Source organism: Geothrix edaphica (assembly GCF_030268045.1).
Classification (GTDB): Bacteria; Acidobacteriota; Holophagae; order Holophagales; family Holophagaceae; genus Geothrix; species Geothrix edaphica.
This window is the reverse complement of sequence record NZ_BSDC01000003.1, coordinates 426,392-443,389: the sequence shown is the minus strand read 5'-3', so window position 1 is coordinate 443,389 and position 16,998 is coordinate 426,392. Positions and strand designations below refer to the sequence as shown.

Below are 16,998 nucleotides of genomic sequence, written 5' to 3'. Positions count from 1 at the left end.
TCAGGCCTCCGTAGCCCCGTCCAGCTCCTTCAGAAGTCCCCGGATCTGGTTTTTCACGCCCTTGGCCTGGGAATCGTTGAGATCGCCGGGCTCGGCGTCCAGCCCGGCCTTGAGCAGGGCCCGGGCCTCCTCCCGCTCGCCCAGGCCCGCCAGGGCGGCGCCCAGCTGGAAGTGGTTGATGAGGGTGGGCTCCTTTTCCAGCAGGGGGTCCAGCAGGTCCAGCACCTCCTGGTGCCGCTTGAGGGCCAGGAGGTACTGGCCCAGCAGGGTGCGGGCGCGGGGTTCCATGCCCGGCAGGGGATGGGCGTGGAGGCGGCGGACCTCGACCAGGTCCTGGTCCGTGATCTGGCCGTTCATGAGGCGGTAGGCCTGGCGCATGAGCGCGGCCTCCCAGGCGCCGGTGCTCTTCGGATGGCGGGTGAGGAAGGCATCCAGGATCCGGGCGATCTCCGCCTCGCGCTTCTGGGCCATGAGGTGTTCCAGGGCCAGGCGCAGGGCCAGGAAGCAGAGGCGCGGGTGCCGGTCCGAGCAGGCGAAGTCCAGGGCCGCCTTCAGGGTCTTCTCCGGGTTCCGGAGGAAGGCCAGCCGCAGGTCCAGCCACTCGGAGCGCTGGCTCTTGCCCTTGCGCCGGACCCGCTTGAGGAGGAGGGTGGCGGGCTCCAGCTGCTCCTCGTCCAGCAGGGTCTCGACCTCGTCCAGCAGGGTCTGGGTGCCGGTCTTGCCGTCCCGGGCCTCCCGCAGCTGCTGGTGGTCCTCGGCGTCCACCATGAGCAGGAGGTGGGGGTCGCCGGGATTCTGCATGAGTAGTTCCTGGAGGATGGCGAAGGCCTTGGACCGGTCGCCCTGCTGGAGGTAGGCCTCGGCCAGGGACTCCCGCACGTGGAGGTCGCCGGGCAGGTAGGCGCTGGCCTCCTTGAGGATGGGTACCGCGAGGGCACTCTCACCCCGGGCCAGGTGGACCTGGCCCAGCAGCACCAGGGTCTCGCCATCCTTGCGACGGGCCACGGCCTCCTGGGCCGCCTCCAGCGCGCCCTGGAGATCCTCCTCGTCCAGCAGCAGCTCTGCCAGCAGCATGCGGGGCTCGGGATCCTCGGGGCGCAGGTCCGAAGCCTGGTGCAGGGCCTCGATGGCCTGATCCGCCTGGTCGGGCAGCTCCTGGAGCAGCTTGGCGAGCAGCATCCAGGCCTCGAAGTGGCGGGGACTCAGGCTCACGGCCTTGCGGACCAGGCCCTCGGCCTCCTCGAAGTTCTGGGCGGCCTCATGCAGGGAGGCGGCGGTGAAGATCAGCTCGTAGTTCTTGGGGTCCAGGGGCAGGGCCTGGCCCAGGCGCTGGGCGGCGCCCGGCAGGTCGGCGGCCTCCAGCAGGGCGGTGGTCTCCAGCAGGGCGCGCTTGAGCTGGGACATGGACTTGGGCCGGGCGATGGGCAGGATGCGGGCGCGATAGCGGGTGAACAGCTCGCGGGCGCTGATGAGGTGCAGGTTCTCCTCCACCAGCTGCTCCCAGCGCTCGGAGAAGGCATGGGCGTCCAGCTGGCGCTTCTGCTCCATCTCCTGCACCAGGGCCATGAGGCCGTTGCGGAGCATCACCTCGCTGCGCTCCAGCTTGCCCAGCTGGTCGGAGACGGTCTCCAGGTAGGTCTCCACCCGGCGCAGGGTCTCCTCCAGCCCGGTGATGCGCTCCAGGAGGTGCTCTTCCAGGTCCTCGCCGCCTTCCGGCTCGTCCGGCTCGTCCTCCCAGGTCTGGTCCCCGGCCAGGATGAGGAGACGCGTGCCGCATTTCACGCACGTCTCCCGGTCCCCGGGGTTCCAGGAAAGGCAGTTCTGACAGTAGGAACCAGGCAGATCGTTGGCCATGATTCCAGGATAGCTGGCCCTGGGGGGCTGAAGGTTTTATCCTGAGGCCCGCGAGGGCGGCCCATGAGTGACGAGCAGGAACGCCAGGACAAGCGGCAGGAGGCCATGGAGTGGGTGGGGAAGGCCTACCAGCTCCACATGAAGGGCGAGGTGGCCAAGGCCATCGGCCTCTACACCAAGTCCATCGAGATCTGCCCCACGGCCGAGGCCTACACCTTCCGTGGCTGGGCCCGCTCCTTCGAGAAGGACTACGCCTCGGCCATCGAGGACTGCCACCGGGCCATCGACCTGGATCCCGAGTTCGGGAATCCCTACAACGACATCGGCGCCTACTACGTGGAGCAGGGCGAGCCCGACGAGGCCATCCCCTGGCTGCGCATGGCCCTCAAGGCCCAGCGCTACGAAAGCTACTGCTATCCCCATTTCAACCTGGGCCGCGTGTACGAGGCCAAGGGCCAGCTGGACAAGGCGCTCGAGCACTTCCGGAAGTCCCTGGACGAGAACCCCCGCTACGCCCTCGCCGCCAAGGCCGTGGAGCGAATCAAGGACAAGCTGGCGCCCAGGGATCCGGAGAAGATCGGCTGAAGCCCGTCTCCGGGGTGTTCCGGGACCGTCGGCTCAGGAGCCGCCGGTGCTTTTGGCGAGCTTGACCTCGTACATGAGCGCGTCCCCTTCCGCCAGCAGCGCCTCGATGGAGGTGTGCCTGGCCGGGTCGAAGCTCACGATGCCGCAGGAGAAGGCGATGTCGTAGCCGCGGTCCACCTCGCGGTTGTGGGCTTCGACGGCCTGTGCGAACTTCGCCATCACGCCCTCGGCGGACTCCCGGGAGGTGTGGGTGAGCAGCACGACGAACTCATCGCCTCCCAGCCGCGCGAAGAGGTCTGAATTCCTGAAGGACCGCTTCAGCAGGTCCGCGCAGACGGTCAGGGCGAAGTCGCCCTCCGCGTGCCCGAAGGCATCGTTGATCGGTTTGAACTTGTCCAGATCGATGAAGGCCAGGGCCGCCGGCTCGCCCTGGCGGGCGCAGGTGTTGAGGCTGTGCTGGGCGAGCAGCATGAACCCCCGCCGGTTCAGGATCCTGGTGAGCTCGTCCAGGGTCGCCAGCTGGAAGGCCGCCAGCTCGGCCTCCACCATCGCCGCGAGGTCCCTCAGCGTCTGCGCGTCATCCGGGTCGAAGCTCCTCGGCTGTTGATCGATGATGCAGAGCGTCCCCAGCTTCTGGCCATTGAAGGCGCGGAGGGGGCAGCCCGCGTAGAAGCGGATGTGGGGAGCTCCCAGCACCAGGGGATTGTCGGCAAAGCGGCTGTCCCCGGCAGCGTCGGGAATGACGAAGATGTCGTCCCCGAGGATCGCGTGGCCGCAGAACGAGATGTCGCGGGGTGTTTCGGCGGCGCCGAGGCCGTCGCAGGACTTGAACCACTGGCGGTTCTCATCGATGAGGCTCACCAGGGCGATGGGAACCCGGAAGATCCGCTTCGCCATGCGGGTCAGCCGGTCGAAGCGCTCCTCGGCGGGGGTGTCCAGGACATCCAGGGCCCGGAGGGTCTGCAGTCGGCGGTCTTCATCCTGGGGGATCTCAGGCGCCTTCACGGGGAATCCTCCACTCGGACGGTTGGTGGGATGGACAGGTGCCGGCCGGTTGGTTTGCGCCGGTCCGGCCTTCCAGGCCTCGACCATGATGCCGGATCCGGGACCGAGCCGGCCCCCGTTCTCCGGGAGGCGATAGAGGCCTCCTTCGCCGCCGGATCTGTGCTGAACTGGAGGGGAGGTCCGCCATGAAGTTCACCATCGCCCACAGCCCCGATTCCGATGACGCCTACATGATGGCCCCCCTGGCCCTCGGGTGGCTGGACCCGGAGGAGTTCGAGATCACCTTCGTCCGCAAGGACATCGAGACCTTGAACGCCGAGGCCACCGAAAGCCGCTACGACGTCACCGCCATCAGCTTCGGCGCCTACCCGGAGCTGCTGGGCCGCTACGACCTGCTCACCGCCGGCTCCAGCATCCAGGAGGGCACCGGCCCCTTGGTTGTGAGCGGCAAGCCCCTGGAACCGGCAGGGCTGAAGGGGCTCACCATCGCCATTCCTGGCCGGCGCACCAGCGCCTACCTGGCCATGCGGATCTGGTGCAAGTCCCTGGGCTTCGAGCCCAAGGTCGAGCTGCTGCCCTTCGACCAGATCCTGCCCGCCGTGGCCGAGGGCCGCTTCCAGGCGGGCCTGCTCATCCACGAAAGCCAGCTCATGTACCACGACGCGGGCCTGCGCCTGGTGGTGGACCTGGGCGCCTGGTGGAAGCACGCCTACGATCTGCCCCTGCCCATGGGTGGCAACGCCATCCGCCGGGACCTGCCCAGGGAGGTGAAGCTGCGCTTCGCCGTCCTCATGCGCAAGAGCGTGGAGATGGCCCGCGCCCGGCACTGGGAGAGCGTGGACTACAGCCAGTCCTTCGGCCGCGGCATGGACCGCGAGATGATCGGGCGCTACGTGAACGCCTGGGTGAACGACTTCACCGTGGATCCCGGGCCCCGTGGCCGCGAGGCCGTGGAGAAGCTGCTGGGGCTCGAGCCTGTGTGGATCCAGGGATAGACCCTGGCACTCTGAGACCGGTGGGCGTAGCCTGGGGTCCCTTCCGGGGATCCCATGCCCAGGCACACGGTCCACAGCCGCGTCGACGCCTCACCTGAAACGGTGTGGGCCGTGTTGCTGGACAAGATGGTGCATCCCCAGCGCTACATCGAGGACGCGCTGGATGCCGAGATCCTGGAGCGGGGCACCTCAGGGGTGGTGCGGCGGCTGGTGCTGCCCGGGGGCGTGGCTTTCCGGGAGCGCATCACCGCGGATTCCCGCAGGGGGACCGTCACCTTCACCTTGCTGGATCACCCGGTCTACGAAGGGACGGTGGTGAACCGGCTCCAGGTCTCGCCGGAGGGCGAGGTGGAACTGACCTTTGAACTCGATTGGACGATCCGTACGGATTGTGTGGATGATCGGGATCCCCAGGAGCCCTTGGCCCTCATCCGCAGCTCGGTGATGCACACCAAGCGGATCGCCGAGGCGCTCGAGAACGGCCGCTGAGGACACCTATTCCCGCATCGCCTCCAGCCGAATGGGCACCCGCATCGTCCGGCCTTGGCGCTGGATATCCAGCTGGGCGCTGCCACCCAGGGGCAGGGCCTCGATGGCGTCCAGCAGGGAGTCCCAGTCCTCGATGGCGCGGCCATTCACGGCCTGGATGAGGTCGCCTGGGAACACCCGGCGGCCCTCGGAACCCACGCCCTGGAGGCCCGCCCGGGCGGCGGGACCGCCGCGGTAGACCTTCCCCACCATCACGCCCTTCTGGGGGCCGAAGGCCCGCTCCACCAGCCGCGGCGCCACGGGCTCGAAGCCCAGGTCCGCCCGCTCCAGCTTTCCCCGGGCGATGAGCTGGGGCACCACGCGGTTCACGGTGTCCACGGGCACGGCGAACCCGATGCCCGCACTGGCCCCGCTGGGGCTCTGGATGGCCGTGTTCACGCCCACGAGCCGTCCGGCGCTGTCCAGCAATGGCCCGCCGCTGTTGCCGGGGTTGATGGCGGCGTCGGTCTGGATGACGCCGCTGATGCGCCGCCGGGTGACGCTCTGGATCTCCCGGCCCAGGGCGGACACCACGCCGGTGGTCAGCGTCTGGTCCAGACCGAAGGGGTTGCCGATGGCCAGCACGGCCTGGCCCACCTGCAGGTCGGCGCTGGTGCCAAGGGGGATGGGCCGCAGCTTGGGCGGGGTCCTCGTCAGCACGAGCACGGCCAGGTCCTTGTCCGGGGCCCCACCCACATAGGCGGCCTCATGGCGGCTGCCATCCGCCAGGGTGATGAAGGCGTGGGTGGCGCCCTGGATCACATGGAAGTTCGTCACCACGTGGCCCTGGGCGTCCCAGATGAAGCCGGTGCCGGAACCCGCCGGGACCTCCACCACATCCAGCCCGAAGAAGTCCCGGGCGCGCTCCTCGGTGGTGGTGATGTAGACCACGCTGGGTGCCGTCTCCTTGAATCGCTGAGCCTGGATCCGCTCCCATTCGTAGAGGGGTCCCCGGGTCTCCACGGAACGAGGTTTCGCCAGGCTGGGAGTGAGGGCATGGCCGCACCACCCGGCCAGCAGGCCCGCGGATAACAGGCCGAGGATGAGGACGCTCCGTCGCATGGGACCTCCAGGGCGGAACTCAATCTATCTGCTTCCAAGGTCAGGTCAACCCCTTGCAATCGAGTGTTTATGATTTTTGTTGAACCCCGGCTTGACACATGACTCATATACACTAAGATTTTATTCGGAAACGTCATCATGGCCTGTATCACAGGCGCGTGATTGCACGGGACCCCATTCACAAGGAGGAACTCATGACCATCCTTCGCACCCGCAACCCCCAGACCCTGCCGGCCACGGCCGCCAGCCTGGAGCCCTTCCGCCTCATGCGCGACTTCATGCGCTGGGATCCGCTCCGGGACTACGATCTGGCCACCCCGGCGGCCGCCTTCATGCCCAGCTTCGACGTGAAGGAAACCCCGGATGCCTACCAGTTCAAGGCCGACCTGCCCGGCATCCTCGAGGCTGACCTGGAGATCAGCCTGGAAGGCACCCGCCTCACCGTCGCCGGCAAGCGCGAGGAGGAGGCCCTGAAGGACGGCGAGCGCGTCCACCTCGCGGAGCGCAGCCATGGCCAGTTCAGCCGCACCTTCACGCTCCCGGAGGATGTGGAGGGCGAGAAGGTGGTGGCCGAGCTCCGCAACGGCGTGCTCACCCTCATGGTGCCCAAGCGCCCCGAGGTGCGGCCTCGCAAGATCAACGTCAGCCTCGGATAAGGTCGTCGCCAGACACGAAAAGGCCCCGGTTTCCGGGGCCTTTTCGTGTCAGTTGTAGAAGAACTGGGGGGGGCCGAAGGTCCCGGGGCTGCTGGCTTGATTGAAGCGCACCACGATGTCGCCGTCCGCCAGCACCAGGTCCGGGCGGCCGTCCCCGTCCATGTCGCCGATGGCCACGCCCATGGGCCCCCAGACGCCCCGGTAGGTCGTGGGCGTCAGCAGGGCGCCGGCCGTGGCGGGATCCTGGAGGAACACGGTCACGCTGCCCGGGTCGCCGGGCAGGCCCGAATTCGCCACGACCACATCTACCTTGCCATCCCCGTTCAGATCCCCCACGGCCAGGGCGGCAGAGCGATAGCCGGTGGTGTAGTGGACCGGCGGCAGGAAAGTGCCCGCGGTGGCGCCCTGGATCAGCACGCTCAGGCCCTGGGTGCCGGGGCTGAGGGTGGCGCCGTAGTTGGCGGTGAGCAGGTCCAGCTTGCCGTCCCCGTTGAGATCCGCAGCCTTGATGGCCACGGGCTGGACGCCGGTGGGGTAGTCCACGGCGCTCTGGGCGACGAGGGTCGGGGAGAACTGGATCTGGCGCAGGACGGAGACGGTGTTCGCGGTCGTGGCCACGGCGATGTCCAGCGTGCCGTCCCCGTCCAGATCCGCCACCGTCACGGCCTGGGGATCGCCGCCTACGGGGAACGTGAAGGGGGCCGGGAAGGTTCCCGCGGTGGCTCCCTGGAGGAAGACCATGACGTTGTTGGCGCCGCTGGCGGCCACCACGATGTCCGCCTTCCCGTCGCCGTTCACGTCACCCACGGCCACGTCCAGCGGGGTGCGGCCAGGGGTGGCGAGCACGATGGCGGGCTGGAAGAAGCCCGGCCGGGCCGGATCGGCCAGCCGCACGCTCACGGTCTGGTCCTGGGCATTGGCCACCACAAGGTCAGGCCGGCCATCTCCGTTCACGTCCGCCACCACCAGGTTGGCGGGTTCGGTGCCCACGCCGAAGCGGGTGGGCATGGCGAAGGCGCCCGCAGGCCCCTGGAGGCGCGTGGAGACATAGCCCTGGGTGGCCACGCCACCGAAGTCCGTGGAGACCAGGCCCAGGATGTCGGGCTGGCCGTTGCCGTCGATGTCCGCCACGGCGATGGCGTTCACCAGATAGCCGGAGATGGGGCCGTCGTGGTAGTCCGATCCCGAGCAGCCCAGCAGGGCCAGGAGGCCGAGAGATCCGAGGAGGAGAGAGGTGCGTGGGCGCATGGCTGCTCCGTGAACCTGTGGAAACAAGGATGTGCTGTTGGACCGGGAGCCGCAAGAAGGCAGGAGGTTGGACCCGGAGACGGGTCCCCGGGTTGAGGCGCGGTCAGACCGATTCGACGCTCACCTGCCAGCTGACCAGCTCCCGGGGCAGGAGGGCCGGCCAGTAGGCCACGATCTCCTGGGCTTTGGGCCGTCCCCCCGCGAAGCCGGTGACACCGGCGGGGCCGGCGGTGACCAGGGGGGCCATCTCCCGCCCGAAGCGCTCCACTTTTTTCCGATCCGGATCCTTGACACTCAAGCGCAGGACGATCTCGGCGGGATCGTCGGGGGCGGGCGCGATGCCCGCGTGGACCGTGCTGGCGCCCAGGAACTCGGCGTCCGTGTGCTCGTATTCGAAGCCCGCCGCCTTCAGGCGCTTCCAGACGATGTCCGCGCAGAGACGGGCCTTCTCCAGGGCCCGGGGACCGCAGAGGGTCAGCTGGCCCGTGGCCTTGTAGCCCCGGAGGTAGGCGCCGCTCACCTTGAGGAAGGGGGTGCGGGGCTTGCCGGTGATGCCGAAGACGCGGACCCGGTCCGGTCCGGCCTGTTCGAGGCGGATGCTGGTGAAGTCGGCGACCACATCCGGTGTGATGTAGTTGTGGGGATCGCCCATCTCGTAGACCAGCTGCTCGCTGACGGTGTCCACGGTGACCATGCCGCCGGTGCCCGCGTGCTTGGTGATGACGAAGGTGCCGTCCTCGGCGACTTCGGCGATGGGGTAGCCCACGTTCCAGAGCTCGGGCACTTCCCACCAGCGGGTGAAGTTGCCGCCGGTGCTCTGGGCGCCGCACTCCAGGATATGACCCGCCACCGTCCCTGCAGCGAGCCGGTTCCAGTCGTCCGCAGCCCACTTGAACTCGTGGATGAGGGGCGCCAGGGTGAGGCCCGGGTCCGTGCAGCGGCCCGTCAGCACGATGTCGGCGCCAGTATCGAGCGCCTCCACCATGGCCTGGGTCTGGAGGTAGACGTTGGCGCTGAGGATCTCCCGGGGCGCGTCAAAGAGGCCCTCGCCCGTATCCATGTTGGCCAGCTTCAGCCCCTGGGCCTGGAACTCGGGCAGCCGCGCCAGCACGTCGTCGCCCGTGACCGTGGCGATCTTGAGGCCCGTGACACCCAGCTTCTTGGCGACTTCCAGCACCGCGGCACGGCAGGCCTCGGGGTTCACGCCCCCGGCGTTCGCCACCACCCGGATATTCTTGGCCTTCAGCTGCGGCAGCACGCGCTTCATGAGATCCACAAAGTCGGTGGCATAGCCCAGCTGCGGATCCTTCCGCCGCTGCTTCTGCATGATGGAGAGGGTCACTTCCGCCAGGTAGTCCAGCGTCAGGTAGTCGATGCCGCCAGCCCCCACCAGCCGGACGGGGGCGTCGATGCTATCGCCCCAGAAACCCTGCCCGTTGGCAATGCGCACAACCTTCGACATATGAAACTCCGATCGAGACGGATGACCAGTCTATCTGAGGAGCGGTCACTCGTACCGGAGCGCCTCGATCGGGTCCAGCTTGCTGGCCTTGGCGGCGGGGTAGAGGCCGAAGATGAGGCCGATGGCGGCGGGGACGGCGAGGGCGCTGACCAGGGCCCAGAGGGGCACGGCGCCCATGGTGCCCAGCAGGGCCTTGCCGATGGCGGCGCCGAGGACGAACCCGAGGCCCACGCCGATGGCGCCCCCCATGATGCAGAGGAAGGCGGCCTCGATGAGGAACTGGAGCATGATGTCGTGGCGCTTGGCGCCCACGGCCTTGCGCACGCCGATCTCGCGGGTGCGCTCGGTGACGCTCACCAGCATGATGTTCATGATGCCGATGCCGCCTACCAGCAGGGCGATGGAGACCATGCCCCCGGCCACGGCGGTGATGGTGCCGGTGATGCCGCTGATGATGCCGGTGATCTGCTTGGGGCTGAAGACCTTGAAGCCGCTGGGTTCGGTGCCGCGCAGGCCCTTGATGCGGCGCAGGGACTCCTCCACCAGCTCGGCGCCGTCGTCGGCGGAGAGGCGGGGATCCACGCGGGCCTGGAAGAAGAGCTGCCGCCGCTGGGCCTCTGTGAGCTGGGCCATGCCGGTGGTGAGGGGGATGAGGATGTTCTGGTCCGGGTCGTTGCCCAGCTGCGCGCCCTGTTCCTCCAGCACGCCGATGATCTCCAGGCTGAGGGTGGGCGTGCTGATGATCTTGCCCAGGGGGTTGCCCTTGAGCCCCAGCTTCTCGATGACGCGGGGGCCGATGATGGCCACCTTGTTGCCCAGGCGCAGATCCGAGGGCACGAAGTTGCGGCCGCCCACCAGGGCGATGCTGTTCAGCTCCAGGTAGGTCTCGTCAGTCATGATCAGGTTGACGTTGGCGCTGCGGCCCTCGGCCTTCACCTCGGTGCCGTTGAAGAAGAGGGGCGTCACCTGGGTGATCTGCGGCACGGACCGGGCCAGCCGCCGCATCTCATCCAGGGTCATGTCCTTGTTCTTGATCTTCGTGTACTCGGCGAAGGGCATGTCCATGGGGAAGACGGGGCGGATGAAGATGGTCTGGCTGCCGGCCCGCTCCACCTGCTTCAGCACGCTGGTCTTGAGGCCCTGGACGAGGCTCACCACCACGATGACCGCGGCCACGCCGATGATGATGCCCAGCGTCGTGAGTGCCGAGCGCATCTTGTTGGCCTTGAGGGCCCGGATGGCGGCGGAGAGGGGTTCGCGGACGTCCATTACTTCTTCGTGTCCTTGGTCTTCGCCAGCTCGCTGTCGGACCTGGCCCGCAGGCTCACGGAGGCCTTCGACTTCAGCTCCTTCAGCTTCCGGATGGGGCCCGTGAGCACCTTGTCGCCCTCGGCCAGGCCCTCCTTCAGCTCGAAGAACTGGGTGTTCGCGATGCCCACCTGCACGGTGCGCTCCTCGGCCTTCCCGTTCCTGAACACCATGACGATGTTCCGGGAGGCCGGCGCCAGGAGCCCCTGCTTCTGGGCGTCCTCCAGGCTGCCTTCGCGCTCGAGCACGGCCTGGAGGGGCACCCGCAGGACGCCCTTGACCTCGTGGGTGAGGATGACGGCGCGGGCGCTCATGCCGGGCCGCAGGTTGTCCAGGTCCGCGCGCTGCCCCGCGAGCACCACCTTCACCTTGTAGAGGTTGGCGTCGGTGCCGACCTTCTCGGTGCCCGTGGCCACTTCGATGACCGAGCCCTGGAAGACCTTGCCGGGCAGGGACTCCACGGTCACCTGGGCGGTCTGGCCCACCTTGGTGCGCACCACTTCGCTTTCGTTGACCTTGATCTCCGCCTGCATCTCGCTCATGTCGGAGATGATCATGAGCGTGGCGCCCGGCAGGTTGCTCATGCCGGGGATGGCGGTCTCGCCCTTCTCGGCCTTCAGGCTCGTGACCCGGCCCGTGATGGGCGCGCGCAGCGTGGCCTTGGACAGGCCATCCCGCATGGCCTTCAGGTTGGCCTCGCTCTGGGCCACGGCGGCCCGCGCACTGCTGTAGGACAGCACCGCGCTCTCCTTGACGAGCTTCTGCTGGCGGAAGTCCTCATCTGACATGAGGCCCTGCTGGCGGAGCGATTCGTACCGGGGGAAGCTGTCCACGGAACGCTTCATGGCGGCCTCCAGGCGGGAGGCGTCCTGCCGGGCCGCGTCGAGGGCGCCCTGGGCCTGGGCCTGGGCCTGCTTGAGCCGCTCCTGGTCGATGGTGACGAGCAGGTCGCCGGCCTTCACGTCCTGGCCGTCCTTCACGTGGATGGCCTTGATCTCGCCGGCCACGGAGGTGCCGATGTTGATCTGGGTCTTGGCGCGGATCTCGCCGCTGGCGCTGATGGTCTCGCGGATGTCGCCGCGGCCGATCGCGTCCCAGGAGAAGGCGCTGTCCTCGTCCCGGGCGCCGCCGAAGGCGATGCCCAGGATGATCAGGACGACGAGGGCGGCGGCGCCGCCGAGGAGGAGCTTGGTGTTCCGGGACGCCATCTAGCTGGCCCTGAGGAGGCTGAAGCCGAGGCCGAGGAGCAGGGGCAGCAGGGCGCAGATCAGGGCCCCGGTGGTCTTCATGCGGACCAGATGCCGGAGGGCCAGGAAGGCCAGGGCGGCCTCGGCCAGGCGGAAGATCTCCAGGCTGAAGAAGAAGGCCTGGAGCCGCAGGCTCTCCGGATGGAGGAAGTAGCCCAGGGAGGTGGGCGCGATCCGGTCGGGCGTGAGGCCACCGATGGGCCGCATCAGGCAGATCACCGCGATGAGGAGCAGGAGGGGCAGCTTCACCAGGCCCGGCACCACGGCGGCGCTGAAGGCCTGGAGGTAGCTGGGGGCCTCGCCCTCGGGCAGGGCCTTGCCCACCAGCCAGTAGAAGAGGCCCAGCACGGCCAGCACCGCAGGTGTCCCGAACAGGGAGCCCAGGATGCCGAAGGGCATGATGAACTTCTTCTGGACCTCGATGATCGTGTCGATCTGCGCGGACTGGATCTGGGGGTTCCGCTCCAGGATGGGCCGCAGCATCTCGTCAATGTCCACCTTCAGGCCCCAGATCACCGCGACCACCAGGCTTGCGACGATGATGGCGCCCAGGGCCCAGGCCCAGCTGGGCGCCTTGTTCAGGCGCTGGAAGAGCTCCACGGGGGCCGTGAACACACCCGCGATCTGGTCCATCAGTCCCGGCGGTTGTGGCCGCGGGTTCTCGGGCTGCTGGCCATACAGGGAGGCGGGCTGCTCAGTCATGGGAGGCTCCAAAGGTATGACGGCATGAAGAGATAGATGATCGCATTCTCCCACCTCCTCTTACGATGGTGGAAATTCCTGTCCGCCCGGGTGGGTCCGCCCTCCCGGGCCTGACACTTCGTCAAGGCCTTTCCGGGAATCCTGGCAGGTCCACCGCCCGGGCCTAGAATGATCCTTTCCCTGTCGAGCCACCCCATTCCGGAGAATCCCATGGCCACCCTCGCCGCCAAGTCCGAAGCCCTGATCGCGCAGGAAAACCAGTACGGCGCCCACAACTACCACCCCCTCGATGTGGTCTGCACCAAGGGCGAGGGCGTCTTCCTCACCGACGTGGACGGCAAGAAGTACATGGACTTCCTGGCCGCCTACTCCGCCGTGAACCAGGGCCACAACCACCCGAAGATCGGCGAGGCCATGATCGCCCAGATCAAGACCCTGGCCCTCACCAGCCGCGCCTTCCGCAATGACCAGTTCCCGCCCCTCCTCGAGAAGCTCTGCAAGCTGACGGGCTTCCAGAAGGCCCTGATGATGAACAGCGGCGCGGAGGCGGTGGAGACGGCGCTGAAGGCCATGCGCAAGTGGGGCTACGACAAGAAGGGCATTGAGTACGGCAAGGCCGAGATCATCGTGGCCGACGGCAACTTTCACGGCCGCACCACCACCATCGTGGGCTTCAGCACCGATCCCGACAGCACCAGCAAGTTCGGCCCCTTCACCCCCGGCTTCGTCATCGTGCCCTACGGCGATCTTGAGGCCGTGAAGAAGGCTGTGAACAAGAACACCTGCGCCATCTTCATGGAGCCCATCCAGGGCGAAGGCGGCGTCATCATCCCGCCCAAGGGCTTCCTCAAGGGCCTGCGCGAGGTGGCGGACCAGAACAACCTCCTGCTGGTGCTGGACGAGATCCAGTCCGGCCTGGGCCGCACCGGCAAGCTCTTCGCCTTCGAGCACGAGGACATCCGTCCCGACGGCGTCACCATCGGCAAGGCCCTCAGCGGCGGCTACTACCCCGTGAGCGCCTTCCTGGCCAATGACGAGGTGATGGATGTCTTCACCCCCGGCATCCACGGCAGCACCTACGGCGGCAACCCCCTGGGCTGCGCCGTGGCCAGCGCCGCCCTCGACGTGCTGGTGGACGAGAAGCTGGTGGAGAAGGCCGCCGAGCTGGGCAGGCACCTGGAGGCCCGCCTCAAGGGCATGAAGACCGACAAGCTCAAGGAAGTGCGCGTCATCGGCCTCTGGGCCGGCGTGCAGCTCAAGCCCGAGGCCGGCGGCGCCCGCAAGTACTGCTACCTGCTCAAGGACCGGGGGATGCTCTGCAAGGACACCCACGTGGACACCATCCGCCTGGCGCCCCCCCTTGTCATCACCAAGGAGCAGATCGACTGGGCCGTGGATCAGCTGGAAGCGGTGCTCCAGGCCTGAACTTCCGGGGAAGTCACAACCCCGTGACTGACGGAACGCCCAAGTGATGGGAAAATGAAGGACCTAAGCGGGAATTTCATAGCCCGCGGAGATGCCCTTCATGCTGACGCTCCCCATGATCCTCCTGCTGGCCCTGGTTCCGGGGGAGGTCGCCCCGCCCCCGGAACCACCCGGTGTCCGCGCCTCCGGGGCCATCCCCCCGTTCACGGGGGATCCGGCCCCGCCGGACTGGGTGCGCCTGGAGTCCCATGCCCTCGCGGATCCCGACTGCCGCCACTACGCCTACGAGGTCTATGCGGGCGACACCCAGTGGCTGGTGCGGTACGTGATGTTCCCGGAGGAGCGGGAGGAGTTCCGGGAGATCGAGCAGGTCTTCCTCTTCCCGAAGGTGAAGGGGAAGGGGAAGGCCGAACGGGTCGCCCCCGCCGAACTGCAGATCGAGCCCCTGGCGGCCCGCTGGAAGGGGCGGCTCTTCCGGCTGGTGGACCGCCGCGACCTGATCCGGGAGTGATTCCGGTCGGCCGGAGCGGTAGCTCGGGGCCTTCCGTCGGAACCGCCTACTCCTTCTTCGGGAACAGCTTCTCGAACTCGGGCTCGTCGTGGAGAAGGGCCAGATCCGGGTCGCGCCAGGCCCAGTCGGAGTCGCGGTAGCCCACCCGCCAGGCCTTCGCGAGCGCGTCGAGCGCCTCCGGCTTCTGGTGCATCTTGCAGAAGGTGCAGGCGGCGTTGTAGAGGATCAGGGGCTCGTTGGGGCGGAGGGTCATCGCCAGCGTCGCCTCCCGCTTGGCCTCCTCGGAGCGCCCCATCTCGGCGTAATAGGACGCGACGAGACCGCGGGCCCGGGCATCCTCGGGCACCTCGCGCAGGTGCGCCTCGAAGGCCTGGACCGCCCGGACCCTCAGGTTGCTCAGGGACTCCTTCTTGGCCAGGGCCCCCAGGGCATTCATGATGGGCGGATAGACGTTGTAGTCGGTCCCGCTGGCCTCGATGGCCTCTTCGGCCAGGGCTGCGACCTCCTGATACAGGCCCGAGGAAAACAGGCAGCGCAGCAGCAGGTAGTAGGCCCCCTCGCAGTCGCGCTTCCGGGTGACCACCCCGCGGACGATCTGGGCCGCATCGAGGTTCTCGCCCCGGGAATAGAGGATCCAGGCCTGGGCCACCATGACCTCGGGCAGGTCCGGCCGCAGCGTCACGGCCTTTTCCGAGGCGGCGCGCGCCCGCTCGATCCAGGTCTGATCACGCTCGTACAGCCAGTAGCACTGGGCGCAGACGTTCGCGATGGCCGCGTGGGCCTGGGCGAAATCCGGGTCCTGCCGCACCGCGTCGGCGAACATCTCGAGCGCGAACTCGAGATCCTGCCGGGTCAGCCGGCGGGCGTAGCTCCGGCCCCGCAGGTAGTGGTCGTAGGCCTGCATGTTCTCGGTGGGCTTGGCCGCGAGGGCCTCCTTCTCCTGCGGGGTCAGCTTGACGCGCAGCGCCTCGGCGATCTTCCGGGCGATCTCGTCCTGGACCTCGAAGACGTCCTTCATCTCGCGGTCGTAGCGCTCCGACCAGACCGGGTGGTCGGTGCGCGTGTCCACCAGCTGGGCGTTGATCCGCAGGCGCTCCCCGGCCCGCCGGATGCTCCCCTCCAGCACGTAGGCCGCGCCGATCTGCTGGCCGATCTGGGCCGTGGTCGCGGACTTGTCGCGATAGGCGATCACCGTCGATCGCGAGAAGGTCTCCAATCCCCGGATCTTCGACAGCTCGGTGATGATGTCCTCGGTGATCCCGTCGCGGAAGTACTCGTCCTCCTTGGCGCCGCTCAGGTTCTGGAAGTAGAGGACGGCGACGGAGCGCTTGGCCGGGCTCGGGGTCCCGCCTTTCGAGTCGGCCAGCTCGGCAGCTCGCCGCTGGCCCGAGTCGAGGTCGCGCTTCAGGCGGAGCAGGTCGGTCTTCAAGTCGGTGGCGGTCTGGTAGCGCAGGTTGCGGTCCTTCTCGAGGGCCTTGCCGATCACCTGGCCCAGGGCGGCGGGCACCTCCGGCTTGACCTCGGCCAGGGGCTGCGGATCGCGGTTGAGGATGGCGTCGAACACCACCGCCTGGGTGTCGCCCTGGAACGGCAGCTCGCCCGTGACCATCTGGTAGAGGACGGCACCCAGCGAGAAGAGGTCCGTGCGCGCATCGGTCAGCTGTCCGCGGGCCTGCTCGGGGGACATGTAGTGCACGGTTCCCAGCACCATCCCGGCGACGGTGAGGTCGGCGCGGTCCACCGAGGTCTCGAGCCGGGAGTCCTGGCCCGCCGCGCCCAGGTAGTTCGTCAGGGCCGAGATCTTCGCCAGCCCGAAGTCGAGGATCTTGATCTGTCCGCGGGAATTGAGGACGAGGTTCACGGGCTTCAGGTCGCGGTGGATGATGCCCTTCGAGTGCGCCGATTCCAGGGCATCCGCGATCTGGATGCCGAGATCGAGCACCTCTGTGAGATCCAGGGCCTGGCGCCCGATCCGCTTGGCGAGGGTCTGGCCCTCGAGCAGCTCCATGACGATGAAGTGCTGCCCTTCGTGCTGCTCGATCGAATGCACCGTGCAGATGCCCGGGTGGTTCAGAGTCGAGGCCGCCCGGGCCTCCCGCTGGAAGCGCTCCAGGATCGATGGCTCCCGCTGCAGCTCTTCGGACAGGATCTTCACGGCCACATGGCGCCCGAGGTGGGTGTCCTCGGCTTCGTAGACGACCCCCATCCCCCCGGAGCCGAGCTGGCGCGTGATCCGATAGTGCGAAACCGATTTCCCGACCAGTGCGTCCGTCGCCATCCCGGTTACCTCGACACTTCACGGTGTTGCCTGTCCCTACATACGCCCGGCCATACCCAAGGTCAAGGGGCAGTCCTGGCCTTGATGGCCCTTTTCAAAAACAGGCCACGGCATTTGATATGGTCTTGTTTT

General features: G+C 67.9%; 15 protein-coding genes. 6 read left to right on the top strand and 9 right to left on the bottom strand.

Annotated features, from left to right (window positions below):
• Nucleotides 1–1,854 (bottom strand): tetratricopeptide repeat protein, encoded by a 1,854-nt coding sequence (locus tag QSJ30_RS12830; protein WP_285609867.1) that lies wholly within the window; start codon nucleotides 1,852–1,854, stop codon nucleotides 1–3.
• Nucleotides 1,855–1,917: 63 nt separating this feature from the next.
• Here QSJ30_RS12830 and QSJ30_RS12825 point away from each other — a divergent pair, with 63 nt between their 5' ends.
• Nucleotides 1,918–2,439 carry a tetratricopeptide repeat protein gene (locus QSJ30_RS12825; protein WP_285609865.1) on the top strand — a complete coding sequence of 174 codons (522 nt, stop codon included), beginning with the start codon at nucleotides 1,918–1,920 and terminating at the stop codon, nucleotides 2,437–2,439.
• Nucleotides 2,440–2,472: 33 nt separating this feature from the next.
• On the opposite strand, the gene QSJ30_RS12820 is transcribed toward QSJ30_RS12825, so the two are convergent.
• The gene (locus tag QSJ30_RS12820) at nucleotides 2,473–3,444 is read right to left on the bottom strand and encodes a sensor domain-containing diguanylate cyclase (protein WP_285609862.1); all 972 of its coding nucleotides are present in this window, start codon (nucleotides 3,442–3,444) and stop codon (nucleotides 2,473–2,475) included.
• A 185-nt stretch (nucleotides 3,445–3,629) separates the two neighbouring features.
• On the opposite strand from QSJ30_RS12820, the gene QSJ30_RS12815 reads away from it, so the two are divergent.
• The gene (locus tag QSJ30_RS12815) at nucleotides 3,630–4,439 is read left to right on the top strand and encodes an MqnA/MqnD/SBP family protein (RefSeq protein ID WP_285609860.1); all 810 of its coding nucleotides are present in this window, start codon (nucleotides 3,630–3,632) and stop codon (nucleotides 4,437–4,439) included.
• Between the two features lie 54 nt (nucleotides 4,440–4,493).
• Nucleotides 4,494–4,928 (top strand): AtaL-like protein, encoded by a 435-nt coding sequence (locus QSJ30_RS12810; protein ID WP_285609859.1) that lies wholly within the window; start codon nucleotides 4,494–4,496, stop codon nucleotides 4,926–4,928.
• Nucleotides 4,929–4,934: 6 nt separating this feature from the next.
• Here the strand turns inward: QSJ30_RS12810 and QSJ30_RS12805 are convergent, their stop codons facing one another.
• On the bottom strand, nucleotides 4,935–6,029 hold the full coding sequence (locus tag QSJ30_RS12805) for a S1C family serine protease (protein ID WP_285609858.1): 1,095 nt from the start codon (nucleotides 6,027–6,029) through the stop codon (nucleotides 4,935–4,937).
• Between the two features lie 194 nt (nucleotides 6,030–6,223).
• Between QSJ30_RS12805 and QSJ30_RS12800 the strand changes: the two genes are divergently transcribed.
• Nucleotides 6,224–6,685 carry an Hsp20/alpha crystallin family protein gene (locus tag QSJ30_RS12800; protein WP_285609856.1) on the top strand — a complete coding sequence of 154 codons (462 nt, stop codon included), beginning with the start codon at nucleotides 6,224–6,226 and terminating at the stop codon, nucleotides 6,683–6,685.
• A 48-nt stretch (nucleotides 6,686–6,733) separates the two neighbouring features.
• Here QSJ30_RS12800 and QSJ30_RS12795 read toward each other — a convergent pair whose 3' ends face one another.
• The 5 genes from QSJ30_RS12795 to QSJ30_RS12775 form a co-directional block, all read right to left on the bottom strand.
• A complete protein-coding gene (locus QSJ30_RS12795) occupies nucleotides 6,734–7,933 on the bottom strand; it encodes an FG-GAP repeat domain-containing protein (protein ID WP_285609855.1) in 1,200 nt (399 codons plus the stop codon).
• 103 nt (nucleotides 7,934–8,036) lie between these two features.
• On the bottom strand, nucleotides 8,037–9,395 hold the full coding sequence (locus QSJ30_RS12790) for an acyclic terpene utilization AtuA family protein (protein WP_285609853.1): 1,359 nt from the start codon (nucleotides 9,393–9,395) through the stop codon (nucleotides 8,037–8,039).
• Between the two features lie 45 nt (nucleotides 9,396–9,440).
• The gene (locus QSJ30_RS12785) at nucleotides 9,441–10,664 is read right to left on the bottom strand and encodes an ABC transporter permease (RefSeq protein WP_285609851.1); all 1,224 of its coding nucleotides are present in this window, start codon (nucleotides 10,662–10,664) and stop codon (nucleotides 9,441–9,443) included.
• The gene (locus QSJ30_RS12780) at nucleotides 10,664–11,911 is read right to left on the bottom strand and encodes an efflux RND transporter periplasmic adaptor subunit (RefSeq protein WP_285609849.1); all 1,248 of its coding nucleotides are present in this window, start codon (nucleotides 11,909–11,911) and stop codon (nucleotides 10,664–10,666) included. The genes QSJ30_RS12785 and QSJ30_RS12780 overlap by 1 nt, the downstream gene beginning before the upstream one ends.
• Nucleotides 11,912–12,652, bottom strand: a complete 741-nt coding sequence (locus tag QSJ30_RS12775; RefSeq protein ID WP_285609847.1) for a YIP1 family protein — start codon at nucleotides 12,650–12,652, stop codon at nucleotides 11,912–11,914.
• A 210-nt stretch (nucleotides 12,653–12,862) separates the two neighbouring features.
• Here QSJ30_RS12775 and rocD point away from each other — a divergent pair, with 210 nt between their 5' ends.
• Entirely contained in the window at nucleotides 12,863–14,077 is a 1,215-nt protein-coding gene (rocD, locus tag QSJ30_RS12770) for an ornithine--oxo-acid transaminase (protein ID WP_285609845.1), read from the top strand.
• A gap of 100 nt (nucleotides 14,078–14,177) precedes the next feature.
• Nucleotides 14,178–14,588: a hypothetical protein gene (locus QSJ30_RS12765; protein ID WP_285609843.1), complete on the top strand. Its 411-nt coding sequence runs from the start codon at nucleotides 14,178–14,180 to the stop codon at nucleotides 14,586–14,588.
• Between the two features lie 46 nt (nucleotides 14,589–14,634).
• Here the strand turns inward: QSJ30_RS12765 and QSJ30_RS12760 are convergent, their stop codons facing one another.
• On the bottom strand, nucleotides 14,635–16,866 hold the full coding sequence (locus QSJ30_RS12760; RefSeq protein WP_285609841.1) for a protein kinase domain-containing protein: 2,232 nt from the start codon (nucleotides 16,864–16,866) through the stop codon (nucleotides 14,635–14,637).
• Nucleotides 16,867–16,998: the final 132 nt, after the last annotated feature.

Coding starts and splice junctions, on each gene's coding strand:
- QSJ30_RS12825 (WP_285609865.1), top strand. CDS start 1,918: ATGAGTGACGAGCAGGAACGCCAGGACAAGCGGCAGGAGGCCATGGAG.
- QSJ30_RS12830 (WP_285609867.1), bottom strand. CDS start 1,854: ATGGCCAACGATCTGCCTGGTTCCTACTGTCAGAACTGCCTTTCCTGG.
- QSJ30_RS12800 (WP_285609856.1), top strand. CDS start 6,224: ATGACCATCCTTCGCACCCGCAACCCCCAGACCCTGCCGGCCACGGCC.
- QSJ30_RS12805 (WP_285609858.1), bottom strand. CDS start 6,029: ATGCGACGGAGCGTCCTCATCCTCGGCCTGTTATCCGCGGGCCTGCTG.
- QSJ30_RS12795 (WP_285609855.1), bottom strand. CDS start 7,933: ATGCGCCCACGCACCTCTCTCCTCCTCGGATCTCTCGGCCTCCTGGCC.
- rocD (WP_285609845.1), top strand. CDS start 12,863: ATGGCCACCCTCGCCGCCAAGTCCGAAGCCCTGATCGCGCAGGAAAAC.
- QSJ30_RS12785 (WP_285609851.1), bottom strand. CDS start 10,664: ATGGACGTCCGCGAACCCCTCTCCGCCGCCATCCGGGCCCTCAAGGCC.
- QSJ30_RS12780 (WP_285609849.1), bottom strand. CDS start 11,911: ATGGCGTCCCGGAACACCAAGCTCCTCCTCGGCGGCGCCGCCGCCCTC.
- QSJ30_RS12765 (WP_285609843.1), top strand. CDS start 14,178: ATGCTGACGCTCCCCATGATCCTCCTGCTGGCCCTGGTTCCGGGGGAG.
- QSJ30_RS12775 (WP_285609847.1), bottom strand. CDS start 12,652: ATGACTGAGCAGCCCGCCTCCCTGTATGGCCAGCAGCCCGAGAACCCG.
- QSJ30_RS12790 (WP_285609853.1), bottom strand. CDS start 9,395: ATGTCGAAGGTTGTGCGCATTGCCAACGGGCAGGGTTTCTGGGGCGAT.
- QSJ30_RS12815 (WP_285609860.1), top strand. CDS start 3,630: ATGAAGTTCACCATCGCCCACAGCCCCGATTCCGATGACGCCTACATG.
- QSJ30_RS12760 (WP_285609841.1), bottom strand. CDS start 16,866: ATGGCGACGGACGCACTGGTCGGGAAATCGGTTTCGCACTATCGGATC.
- QSJ30_RS12810 (WP_285609859.1), top strand. CDS start 4,494: ATGCCCAGGCACACGGTCCACAGCCGCGTCGACGCCTCACCTGAAACG.